This window comes from Microcystis sp. LSC13-02 (assembly GCA_002282935.1).
GTDB lineage: Bacteria > Cyanobacteriota > Cyanobacteriia > Cyanobacteriales > Microcystaceae > Microcystis.
In genome coordinates, this window is the sequence record MTBT01000147.1 from 1 (window position 1) to 11,242 (window position 11,242).

Sequence of the window (11,242 nt, forward strand, 5' to 3'; positions counted from 1 at the left end):
ATCACCGATTTCCCGTGTGATTGCTAAGGACTGTTGATAAAACTCGATCGCTTTTTGGTATTCTCCTAGGGAATTGTAAACATTGCCTAAACTGGTGAGGGATGCGGTATATTTCCAGTTGGTTTGCTCCTCCTGTTGTTGGTAAACAGTGACTAATTCAAGGTAATAATCCGCTAGGGTTTGATAATAACCCCGTCGGGTGAGAAAATCATCGATAGCACGGAGAATATCAAAAGCATTGTCGTACTCGGTTAACTGATAGCGATGATAGAAAATTTCTAGGTAAGGTTGCACATCGTTGAGGATTTCCCAGGAGTCGGGTTGAGCAATAGAAAGATAATAGGCGATCGCTTTTTGGTGTAATTCCCTTTGATCGCCGGCTTTGTATTGTGCATATTCCCAAACTAAAGGCTGAAAACTAAAAATTCGCTGGCGATTTTCCTCTTTTTCTTCTAATAATGATCGTCGCTGCAATTCTCGTAAATCTGCCGTGATCTCGGACAGTGCGATCTCCGGGTAATTATCCATCACTGCTTTGGCTGCCGGAGAATCAAATTCTCGACGATAAATGCTGGTTTTAGTGAATAATTCCTGCTGTCTTTGGCTAAGTCGCTGAAAACTAGCATCTAAAACTAAAGCAATTCCCACTGTCTCTTGACGATGGCTACCCATCACCTGCGGATCGCTCAAAAGTTGTGATAAATTTCCTAATCCCAAATCCGCTAACCTTTCTAAACTGGGGTTTTGCGGAAATTCTGCTAAGAGCAAATCCGCCACCAATCGCAATAGTAATGGATGCCCATCCACCCGTCGAGAAAAGTTCTCTATATCCCCTGTTATTTGCGATTCTGCTAACAATTGCGCCCCTTCAGGTGGTTTCAAACCTTTTAGCTCAATCCAATGGTTAAAACCCCTAGTTTTTGGCTTTTCTCTGGTGGTGACTATAATTTTGCTGGTGTCCCCTTTTTCTATCCAAGCGGTGAAAAACTGCTGATAAAATTCATTATTCCAAGAACCATCTTCCCCTAATAAACTCTCTAGATTATCGATAATAATTAGGTGGCGATGGCGTTGCAGTTGTCTGATTAAAGCTTCCTGTAAATCTATTTCTTTTTCGGGGACAGGATAACCAAATTCCGTCAGTAATTGGCGAGCTAAACCACTAAATCCGCCCAGATTTCCCGCTTCCCACCAAAAGCGTTTTGGGAATAAATCTTCATCGTCTCCTAGGGAAGGATCGAGGGTAATTTTCTCTTCAAAAATTTTACTGGCTAGGGTAGATTTACCAATTCCCCCAACTCCTTTGATGCCAATCATCGCAACATTTTTATTATTAAACCACTGCTTAATTTGGGTGATTTCCTCCTCTCTTCCCTGCCAATGGACGAGACGTTTTCGAGCATCTCCTCCCCTGAAAATACTCCTTTGACTACTGCGATTATTTTCTATTGCGTCTGCTTTTGCGTGCAGATCCGCCAGTCATTCAGGAGGGATTCCTAGATTTAAATCACCCTTAACTTCTTGAATGTTCAATTGTTGTTTAATATCTTTGTTAATTTGCGTACCAATTTGAGTTTTCGTTTCTGTTTGATTCTGATTAATTGTAATAATTTGTTGTGCTAGGGTTTGGATTTCTTGGGCAAAATTGGGGTCTTTGAGCATTTCTACCTGTAAAAAAGGAACCACTTGTTGTTCAATCATTGCCTCGGATTTGGTTTGTTCTGCTGCCGCTAAAACCTTTGCTGCGGTGGGTTCCTTTTGTAACTTTTGCTTAATTTTTTGCCACAATTCTACACCTTTATCCATTGCTCCTTCCGTTAATTTACCGATAACAGCTTCAAAGGCGATTTTAGCGATTTCGGCGGCGGCTAATTCTGCTAACATAATCATCAATTGCGAGAATTTTTCGCCATTCTAGCACAACTATTTTTTTTAGGGTAAAATTGGTTCTCCTATCCCAATTGTCTCGTTCCAACTAGCTCTTGTAGCTCTTGTAGGTTGGATTGACAGAAAAAGTCCAACTGGGAGTTTTAGCTTCATTCCAATTTGTGCGGACTGTATGCAGGTGTTACCTGCTGTCATACCCAGCAAGTAAGCCTATTCGTTGAGTTGAAGAGTAAAATAGGGGAAGTCTTAATCCTATAATTATTTTGGGAATTGTGGCTGGAATCTTTTCGATAAACACTTAATTGTGGAGGTTAGATCAAATGTCAAAATTACTTGAACGAATCACAGTAAATCCCAAACAGTGTGGTGGTCGCCCCTGTATTCGTGGCATGAGAATTCGCGTGTCTGATGTTTTAGATCTATTTGCAGCAGGGCTGAGTGCTGAACAAATTTTGGAAGAACTACCAGATCTAGAAATGGATGACTTAAAAGCATCGCTTACCTACGCTTCATGTAAACTCAATCACCCTGTTTTAATTGCATGACAACGATTTGGATTGATGCACATTTGTCGCCTGCGATCGCAACTTGGATGACAGGGACATTTGGGATCGCCGCAGTAACTTTACGTGATCTTGGATTGAGAGATGCCGAAGATACCGAAATTTTTGAAGCGGCAAAAGCCCAAAGCGTTATATTTATGACCAAGGATAGCGATTTCGTAGATTTAGTTGAACGTTGGCAAGCACCCCCACAAATCATTTGGTTAACTTGTGGAAATACATCGAATGCTCGGTTGCGTGAAATTCTCAGCTTGACTTTACTTGATGCGTTAGATCTGTTGAGGTCTGGTGAAAAATTAGTGGAGATTAGTGGGGGTTAATACGGCAGTAATCTTGTACTGAATTTTAACTGCGTTTTCCTATCACTGCATAGAAGGGATCAGCAACCATAATTCCTAACATTTGCAGGAAACTGGGGGTAGTAGCAGGACGAACGATCGCCTGTACTTCCCTAAATCCCGCCACCGATTGAAAATAGGATTTCACTAACGCCACCCGGCCTAAATCACTATTATCGCGCCAAGCAGCGATCGCTTTTTGATAAAACATTCGATTGGAAAAACTAACCACCACCAGACCATGGGGCCTTAAAATGCGATACAGTTCCGCAAAAATCGCCTCTGGATACTGCAAATACTGCACCGACACCGTGATTAACACCGCGTCAAAAGAACTATCCTCTAGGGGCAATTTTGGCTGTGCATTGAGGTCTTGGATAAAATAACTATGCAAGCGGGGATTTTTGGCTAACTCCTCCCCATTCATCCCGTGACCTTCGATATGCTCAAATTCCATCTCCTCCGGTAAATGGGACACCCAGCTACTCATCAGGTCTAAAAGGCGCGTATTCGGCGATAATATCTCTCGGTAGAGAGCGGTTAATTGATCGATAAAACCCTGATCCACGTGGGTGACAAAGCGGGGAAAAGCATAAAAATCGCTGTCTTGAGTCGGATCGAGTTTAGTTCTTTCTTGGGGTCGGAGCATTTTTGTCAAGTTAATTTTACTATTCTTAACATACCCCACAGACAGAAAAAAGGGTTAACCGAACTGGTCAACCCCTAGGCTTGGGAACGCGCTGTAAATATTAGCTTTGAACGACTAGCTTAACGTTAGCGTTTTGCAGACCGCGCTGTTTCACTTCGGATAGGGTTTTGTTCACAGCGTATTTTTGGTTGATCGAGTTGATCAATTCGGTTTGATTGTGTTTTTTGGCTACACCCCAGAGGTCAGCGATTAAATCGAAACTGCCGTCGGTATTGCGAGACCAACCGAGATCATATTCGCCATCGAGAACAGCAACGATGTCAGAGCGAACTCGTTGACCGTTGTAACCACGAACATCGGCTTCGGTTTTCACGCTAATGCCGAGGTCGCGGAGAGAAGCTTTGAGGATTTCGGCATCGGTGATTTTGGTCCGGAGAGTGCTAAAATGAGACATTGGAATTTCCTCGTAGATAAGAATCAACAACAACAGATTGAGAGTTAAAGAGTGCCGCCAAGCGGCTTTTCGAGGCATTGCTAGTCCCTGAGAACTAGCCTTTCATCCCGTTGGGAGCGGGCGAAAGTCTGTTAGAACTCCAATCGCTGGTACTCAGCGACGGAGGCCGAAGCAGGTCGGGCGCGTTGTCTAGCCCAATCACGCAGGGCAGTCACCTGTTCGGTCATGGTGCGAGATAGGGGCAGAGTCGCCTTAATCGCCGCAATAATGTCCAATTGCGTGAATTCGCGATCTTGGGCGAAGGCCTCATACATGGCGGCAATCAGCGCCTGTTCTATTTCCGCACCGGAAAACCCATCGGATACCTTGGCTAACTGCTCCAAATCGAAGCGAGAAATGTCGGAGCGTCGTTTAGTCAGGTGAATATTAAAGATATCTTGTCTTTCTTCGGAATTGGGCAAATCCACAAAGAAGATTTCATCGAAGCGCCCTTTGCGGAGGAATTCCCCCGGTAGCCGTTCAATCCGGTTAGCTGTGGCCATAACAAAGACGGGCGAGGTTTTTTCCTGCATCCAAGTCAGGAAGGAGCCGAAGATGCGGCTAGAGGTTCCCCCATCGGAATCGGCGGATCCTGTGCCACCGGCAAAAGCTTTATCTAATTCATCGATGAAAAGAATGGCCGGAGAGATGGATTCGGCAGTTTTTAAGGCATTACGCAGGTTAGCCTCGGACCGTCCCACCATGGAACCATCGTAAACCCGTCCCATATCTAAGCGCAGGAGCGGTAAACCCCAGAGGCGCGAGGTGGTTTTAGCGATTAAGGACTTACCACAGCCCGGTACTCCTAAAATTAGCATCCCTTTCGGTTGGGGGAGTCCGTAGCTTCTGGCTCTTTCTGTAAAGGCGTTCGATCGCTGTTTTAACCATTTTTTTAATTCTTCCAGACCCCCGACGGCGTTGATGGTCTCGTCTTCTTCAACGTATTCTAAAATCCCGTTGCGGCGAATCAGTTGTTTTTTCTCGGAAAGGACGATTTCTACCTCGTCTTCCGTCAATTTGCTCGCTTTTACATGGGCTTTGCGGTAAACTTTTTCGGCTTCATCTTTGGTTAAGCCTAAGGCCGCTTTCAGGAGTTTTTCCCGGACCTCTGTGGTGGTACGACGATTTTGATTTTTGCTCAGGTGTTGGGAAAGAACTTCGTCTAATTCCCCCATGTCCGGCAGGGGAAAATCTAGAACCACTACGTCTTTCTCTAGTTCTATGGGGACTTCTTGCAGGGGAGACATTAAAACAATGATTTTCTCAGTTCCTTTAAAGCTGGCGATCGCATCTCTTAACCAGCGAGTCACCGGAGCGGAAGTGATGAACGGATGCAGGTCTTTGAAGATGTAGATGCCCGCTTCCCGTTGACGCACCACCCATTCGATCGCCGCTTCTGGCGACACGGTATTATGTTGATTGGTTTGGCGCGGTTGACCCTGTTCGATCATGCCGTGGGTGACAGTCCAGACAAACACCCGTCGATGTTGTGTATTTAGTTGGGCTATTTTGCTGATGGCTTCTTCCGCCCTTTCCTCCTCGGAGGTGACGAGGTAAATCAGGGGATACTGAGCCTTGACGAGAATTTCTAGCTCTTCTTTCATAACATCGACCCTATTTGTGGTAACGGTTTAGACCTTGGTCGGCTGATGGCGGCGGCTGCCTTGTTCGGCTACCGAGAGTTTAGCAGGTAACTAAGGCTGCTTCTCCCTCGGCGGTTCCTTGAGCACCAACGGGTTCGGGAACTTCGAGCGGGAACTCGTCGCCGACTATTCCGGGCTGGCGTTTGATTGACCTTAGCCGATCTTCTTTCATCACTAAGGCGGCATCACACTCGGGACAGACATGAACCTGATAGGTTTTGCCATAGGCGGCGGCTTCGATTTCTTCTACCTTTTCGGGGTATTTTAGGTAGAAAGCGATCGCTTTTTCCACCAGCCCTGACATCGATTCTTCATCGATCGCGGCTCTTATTTTTAGTTGACGATGGACTCCAGGGGGAAGGTACAGTGTGACTTTTTGCTTGTCTTGCATATCACTAAATTGGTTTACCCGGGTATGTGTCCCTACTATAACCACTGTCTTTCCCTCCTGTCAAGATGGTAAGCTGTTATGACAGCATAATTGTAACATTTCTTTACAATTGGTGGAGAAGTGGGGTGTGGGGTGTGGGGAAGTGGGGAGATGGGAGAATAAATAGGGTCTGCTGAAAAAGTTTTTCGGTGGTGGTAGGAGTCAGGAGTCAGGAGTCAGGAGTCAGGAGTTTCAGGCTTTGTTGCCCTTATTTTCGCAGCATGCACATCGGACTTTAACAGGTCAAAAGCTTTATTTTAAAAGGGTTTTACCATTATTCAGCAAACCCTAAATAAAAATAGTCTCCTCTCCTGCCTCGGAGCCTCCTGATTGACAATTGGCCAATTTTGTGATCCGCGTGGGCATTTCAGGTGATACCAGTCAATCAGAATAGTTACGAAATCTTAACAGTTGGTCGATTCTTGCTTAACAATTGAGATGGCAAATTCCACTCAAATATTCCTGAATCGCCCTCTGGGTGAGCAACTCACATAAAGTTAATTTTGTCAAGGATTGTTAAGATGCGCTTACCCAGCTCACCACCTCTTGATTTTATTTTTCAATCTGACAAGGAGATGGCTATTGATAGAAAGTTTTTTTACTACTTGTTTGCCATATTCTCTGTCTATTACTAATTCCTTGGCTTCCTTCAGAGGAAATAACATAGAGTGCTGGGGAAGATTGCTTCTGAAATCATAGGGGTTTTTAGTATGGGATGCTTCTTCCCCGAAGCCAATATTAGAAATTAAGTTGACTGAGGGAACCACTTCTAATCCTGAGTGGAAAAGGCATTGAAACATCCACTGATAGTCCCAAGTATCAATTTCTCCTCTATAGGCTTGGGAGAAAACTTGGTCGTACCATTTAAATATTTGTTCATCCTCGATAAAATCTTTAATTTCTTGCCTGATTTTTCGGTTTGACCATAATTTAATCTCATAGTCATAGCCTTGCCAAGCTCTTTTCCAAGTGGCCCATCCCCAAATGCCCCCACAAAAGGAAAAATGATAACTCTGCTGCTCTGGTTTCCATTGTCCTAACCAGTTAGTTCCGCTGATACTCATTATTTTTGGCTCATTTCTATATTTCTCCAATAGTTGTTCGCAAAATGGAAAAAAAGTTGGGTGGGGGAGGCAGTCGTCCTCTAGGATGATGGCTTCCTCGACTTGCTCAAAAACCCAGCTAATACCTGTAGATACCCTGCGTCCGCAGCCTAGATTAACCTCTGAATAGTTCCTGAATACTTCACAGTCCCAATCGATTTGTTCGACAACGGCACGGGTGGCAGCGCACTTGTCGCGGTCGTCTGGTCGAGCGGAGCGCGGACCGTCGGCAATGATAAACAGTTTGTTGGGTTTGGCCTGACGAATCCCTTCAAATACCTTTGCTGTCAGTTGAGGTCGGTTAAAGATAAAAAAAGCCACTGGAGCCTTCATAAGTCATTCAAAATTAAAAATATTGGCGGCGAATTCAGACAAGCCAGCCGTGGTAGAGTATATCCTGATTCGGGTTTCAATCATCTGCCTGCGCTTCGTCAAGGCAAGCTTTAAGCCTTTCAGCCGTAGTCTCGACATTGTCACCGAGATAAGAGTCGTGAGTTCCTGGAATCCGGTGAATTTCCAGTTCTCCTCCGGCTAGATGGTTCCACCCCTGATTTTGAGCCTTGGGATAAAAACTTTCAGTGACTAACCAGGTAATTCCACCAGAATAGGTTTGTGGTCTGTAGTGCATAATCATTTTTATGTAGTTTTTGGCAACTTTTTTTCGGTGGCGACTGAAGCTGTCTTCTGCCAGCTTTTCCTTCACCTTTGATGCTTGGTTAAAAATATAGGTGAGACTCTCTCCTTTGGCTGAGAATTGGAGTTCTCTGAGATGATAGCGAATTCTTGGAATTTGGAAAAATTTCTCCACCTGATAGCGGAGTTTTCTCGGCAGAGTTGGAACAGGTGTATCGAGAAAAACTAATAATCCCACTTTCTGTCCTTGTGCGACTAGCTGCTGTGCTATTTCCAACGCGACAAGTCCGCCTATACATTCACCTCCGAGAAGATAAGGTCCTTCGGGTTGGACGGTACGGATTTCTTTGATATAGTCGATTGCCATAGCCTCTACAGTATTGTGAGGATTTTCGATTCCGTCCCAACCCCTTGCTTGGAATCCATAAACAGGCCGTTCTTGACCCAAAAGATAGACTAATTTGGCATAGATGATTAATTCATTTTCGCCGCCGCCGCCACCGGGGACGAGAAAAAATGGTCTTTTCGCGCCACTCGACTGCATGGCTACTAGAGAAGACTGAGGATTTAGTTGGCTTTCAAGTCTAAGGCTGTGAGTCTGGGGGTCAGTTTCAACCGCTTTCTCCAGGAGAATCCTAGCTATCTGCTCAACCGTTGGAGCTTGGAAAAGGGTGACTAATGGTAGATTGATCTTGAAGACTTTTTCGATTTGAGCAAATAGCTTGACCGCCACCAGAGAGCGTCCCCCTAAATTGAAGAAATTGTCTTTGACTCCGATAGTCTGGATTCCTAAAACCTCTTGCCAAATCTCGGTCAATTGCATTTCTAAATTATCACGAGGAGCGATAAATTCTACATTCAAATAGTTCTCTTGATTATGGATGCTTTGTTTATTTGGTATTTTAGGTGATACATCAATCCAGTATGATTGACCCTCAAAGGGATAGGTAGGGACTGAAATAGCATAACATTGTTGATAGTTTGCAACTTTAGACCAATCAATTTTCACTCCCATTAACCAAAATTTGATTAAAGTGGAAAATAAACAATATAAATGATCAGAACTTTTTATTTCTTCAGGACTTTTTGTGTTATAATTATCAAGTTGTTTGAGATGGTCATGACTTTTGATCTCCAGAGAACATAGATCTAGCAAAATTACATTAGAGTCTGATAATAGGCTAGGTAAATTTTCTGCGTTCATGTTATTGATATTAAATTCTTTTTGCCACTGCTTATAGTCAATAGTTTCATGGATTTTAATTATCTTACCACTGATCGGTAAAATTACGGGAATTTTTGCGGCTTGAAACTTGGGAGGTGATTCAATTTTTTTATCTTCTATGATTAAAGAAATTGCCTCTTCTACAGTTAAAATTCCCGCCAATACTAAAGCATCATAATTTCCCAGACCATAACCTATACAGATTGCTGGTTTTATTCCCCAGTATTGCCATAATTGAGTCATCGCATATTCACAGATAAAGTTGACTACTTGGCTAAGAAAAGGGTTTTCTAAATTTTCTTCTTCTATTAATTGAAAAAATGATCTTGTCGAATAAGAAGAAATAAGTGGTTGCAATTCTTCTAGCAATGAATAGATGGCTGGATGACTTTGAGCAAGGGATTTAATAATTAGTTTAAGTTTCTGGCTTTTTCCAGAAAAAATAAAACAAATTGGTGCGGATTTTTGCCTTATAACTTGTCCACTGAATACACTTGATAATGCTTCTTGGCGAACAATCATATTTAGTTGCTCTTGCAATTGTTCTTTTGATTCAGTGATCATAGCTAGACGGTGGGAGAATTGAGATCGCCTAGTATTAGCCATAAAACAAATATCGGACAAAGCGACTTCAGGGTTATCTTCTAGGAAAGATTGATAACGTTGCACCAAAGCTTGTAAAGCAGTAGAAGTCTTGGCGGTTAGGGTAAAAACTTGTAAAGGAGAAAGATTAGGTTCAGCTTTTGCTTGAGACGGGACTGATTCTAATATCAGATGAGCATTCGTTCCCCCCAGACTAAAAGAACTAACCCCTGCTCGAATTGGCCCTGTTTCTTCGGGTAAAGTTTCTAAGGTTTGTTGTACTTTTAGTCCTAGTTTGGCAAAAGGAATGGCAGGATTAGGCTCTTGACAATGTAAAGTGGGGGGTATTTGACGGTGATAGAGGGAAAGAGCAACTTTAATCAACCCCGCAATACCAGAAGCGCCCTCTGTATGACCAATATTGGTTTTTACACTGCCCACCCGACAGGGATTATCAGCAGTTCGATCTTTGCCAACTACTGTTCCTAATGCCTTCATTTCTAGGGCATCTCCAATGGGCGTTGCCGTACCGTTAGCTTCAATATAATTAATGGAATTGGGATTAATTTCTGCCCGTTGATAAACTTTTTGCAAGAGAGCAATCTGGGCTTGCATATTGGGCGCGGTCAAGCCATTACCACTACCATTGTGATTAACGCCACTCCCCCGAATCACAGCATAAATGCGATCACCATCCGCTTGAGCTTGGGATAGAAGTTTTAAGACAACGACTCCGATGCACTCGCCCCGAACATAACCATCCGCTTTAGCATCAAAAGTTTTACACAAACCATCGGCAGAAATCAAACCCGCATTGACATATCTAGAGGCAATCACGGGAGAAAAAGTTAGATGTGTACCACCTACTAAAGCCAAACAAATGTCTTCATTCCATAAGCTTTGGCAGGCACTATCTATGGCCACTAATACAGAAGAACAAGCGGTATTTATTGTTAGACTTAAACCCTGAAAATCAAAATAGGAAGAAATCCTATTGGCTAACATACAGTCGAGAGTTCCAATGGTGGTATTAAAGGTTGAATCTTCAATTAATAAATTCGGATATTCACTACCAGAAAGCCCAATAAAAACGCCAGTATCGGTCCCTGCTAAATTAGCGGGAACTAGCCCAGCGTCTTCTAAGGCTTCCCAAGAGGTTTCTAACAAAAGTCTGTGTTGAGGATCCATCTTGATCGCTTCTTCCGAAGAAATGCCAAAAAACGCCGCATCAAATTTATCTATGCCATCGAGAAATCCCGCCCAACCTGTCATCTGCGTAGGGCGATCTATAGGGTCTTTAGTTATCTTATGTACGCCATTTTGGAGTATCTCCCAAAATTCACTAGGATTATTGGCTCCGGGAAAACGACATCCCATACCAACAATTGCGATGGGCTGTTTAATCATTAACTTTTGTATATACTGTGGCCATGTACACTTGACTACTATATCAATATAATTTATGATCAGTCAATCTGAAGCATGGAATAACTTCCTTGGCTTTATCCGTCAAATGTAAACGAGGTATCTCTTTTTATGGTTTTGGCTTCCCTTGTCTCAACATCTCAGACTGGCTCTCTTGAATTACTGGCTACGGAGCTTAACAATCCCCCGGGTCTAGCTAATAATTCCGGTAGCACGGTGACAATCTCCCTGACAGCAACAGGTCAGTGGACTTTAATTAACGTTGCCACAT

General features: G+C 43.4%; 10 protein-coding genes. 2 read left to right on the forward strand and 8 right to left on the reverse strand.

Annotated elements, in window-relative coordinates:
* Together BGL89_RS08920 and BGL89_RS08925 are read right to left on the reverse strand one after the other, a co-directional pair.
* Positions 1-1,479, reverse strand: a 1,479-nt coding sequence (locus BGL89_RS08920) for an NB-ARC domain-containing protein (protein ID WP_353743919.1), incomplete at its 3' end; no start/stop codon positions are given.
* Complete coding sequence (locus BGL89_RS08925; RefSeq protein WP_286825405.1) at positions 1,480-1,884, reverse strand: hypothetical protein; 405 nt, start codon at positions 1,882-1,884, stop codon at positions 1,480-1,482.
* A gap of 323 nt (positions 1,885-2,207) precedes the next feature.
* Between BGL89_RS08925 and BGL89_RS08930 the strand changes: the two genes are divergently transcribed.
* On the forward strand, positions 2,208-2,432 hold the full coding sequence (locus BGL89_RS08930) for a DUF433 domain-containing protein (RefSeq protein ID WP_286825406.1): 225 nt from the start codon (positions 2,208-2,210) through the stop codon (positions 2,430-2,432).
* Positions 2,429-2,770, forward strand: coding sequence for a DUF5615 family PIN-like protein (locus BGL89_RS08935; RefSeq protein WP_286825407.1), 342 nt, complete (start codon positions 2,429-2,431; stop codon positions 2,768-2,770). Before BGL89_RS08930 ends, BGL89_RS08935 begins: the two co-directional genes overlap by 4 nt.
* Before the next feature lie 25 nt (positions 2,771-2,795).
* Here the strand turns inward: BGL89_RS08935 and BGL89_RS08940 are convergent, their stop codons facing one another.
* From BGL89_RS08940 to BGL89_RS08965, 6 genes are all read right to left on the reverse strand, one after another.
* The gene (locus BGL89_RS08940; RefSeq protein WP_286825408.1) at positions 2,796-3,437 is read right to left on the reverse strand and encodes a class I SAM-dependent methyltransferase; all 642 of its coding nucleotides are present in this window, start codon (positions 3,435-3,437) and stop codon (positions 2,796-2,798) included.
* Positions 3,438-3,537: 100 nt separating this feature from the next.
* Positions 3,538-3,891: a DUF1257 domain-containing protein gene (locus BGL89_RS08945; RefSeq protein ID WP_002731874.1), complete on the reverse strand. Its 354-nt coding sequence runs from the start codon at positions 3,889-3,891 to the stop codon at positions 3,538-3,540.
* A 131-nt stretch (positions 3,892-4,022) separates the two neighbouring features.
* A complete protein-coding gene (gene ycf46, locus BGL89_RS08950) occupies positions 4,023-5,534 on the reverse strand; it encodes a stress-responsive protein Ycf46 (protein WP_286825409.1) in 1,512 nt (503 codons plus the stop codon).
* Between the two features lie 79 nt (positions 5,535-5,613).
* Positions 5,614-5,964 (reverse strand): slr0373 family blue light stress response protein, encoded by a 351-nt coding sequence (locus tag BGL89_RS08955; RefSeq protein WP_425185065.1) that lies wholly within the window; start codon positions 5,962-5,964, stop codon positions 5,614-5,616.
* 575 nt (positions 5,965-6,539) lie between these two features.
* Positions 6,540-7,427 carry a glycosyltransferase family 2 protein gene (locus tag BGL89_RS08960; RefSeq protein WP_286825411.1) on the reverse strand — a complete coding sequence of 296 codons (888 nt, stop codon included), beginning with the start codon at positions 7,425-7,427 and terminating at the stop codon, positions 6,540-6,542.
* 88 nt (positions 7,428-7,515) lie between these two features.
* On the reverse strand, positions 7,516-10,953 hold the full coding sequence (locus BGL89_RS08965) for a type I polyketide synthase (protein WP_286825412.1): 3,438 nt from the start codon (positions 10,951-10,953) through the stop codon (positions 7,516-7,518).
* Between the last annotated feature and the right edge of the window lie 289 nt (positions 10,954-11,242).

What these genes read in the sequence shown, in the direction of transcription:
- BGL89_RS08925 (WP_286825405.1), bottom strand. Translation starts at nt 1,884, where the DNA reads ATGTTAGCAGAATTAGCCGCCGCCGAAATCGCTAAAATCGCCTTTGAA.
- BGL89_RS08930 (WP_286825406.1), top strand. Translation starts at nt 2,208, where the DNA reads ATGTCAAAATTACTTGAACGAATCACAGTAAATCCCAAACAGTGTGGT.
- BGL89_RS08935 (WP_286825407.1), top strand. Translation starts at nt 2,429, where the DNA reads ATGACAACGATTTGGATTGATGCACATTTGTCGCCTGCGATCGCAACT.
- BGL89_RS08940 (WP_286825408.1), bottom strand. Translation starts at nt 3,437, where the DNA reads ATGCTCCGACCCCAAGAAAGAACTAAACTCGATCCGACTCAAGACAGC.
- BGL89_RS08945 (WP_002731874.1), bottom strand. Translation starts at nt 3,891, where the DNA reads ATGTCTCATTTTAGCACTCTCCGGACCAAAATCACCGATGCCGAAATC.
- ycf46 (WP_286825409.1), bottom strand. Translation starts at nt 5,534, where the DNA reads ATGAAAGAAGAGCTAGAAATTCTCGTCAAGGCTCAGTATCCCCTGATT.
- BGL89_RS08955 (WP_425185065.1), bottom strand. Translation starts at nt 5,964, where the DNA reads ATGCAAGACAAGCAAAAAGTCACACTGTACCTTCCCCCTGGAGTCCAT.
- BGL89_RS08965 (WP_286825412.1), bottom strand. Translation starts at nt 10,953, where the DNA reads ATGATTAAACAGCCCATCGCAATTGTTGGTATGGGATGTCGTTTTCCC.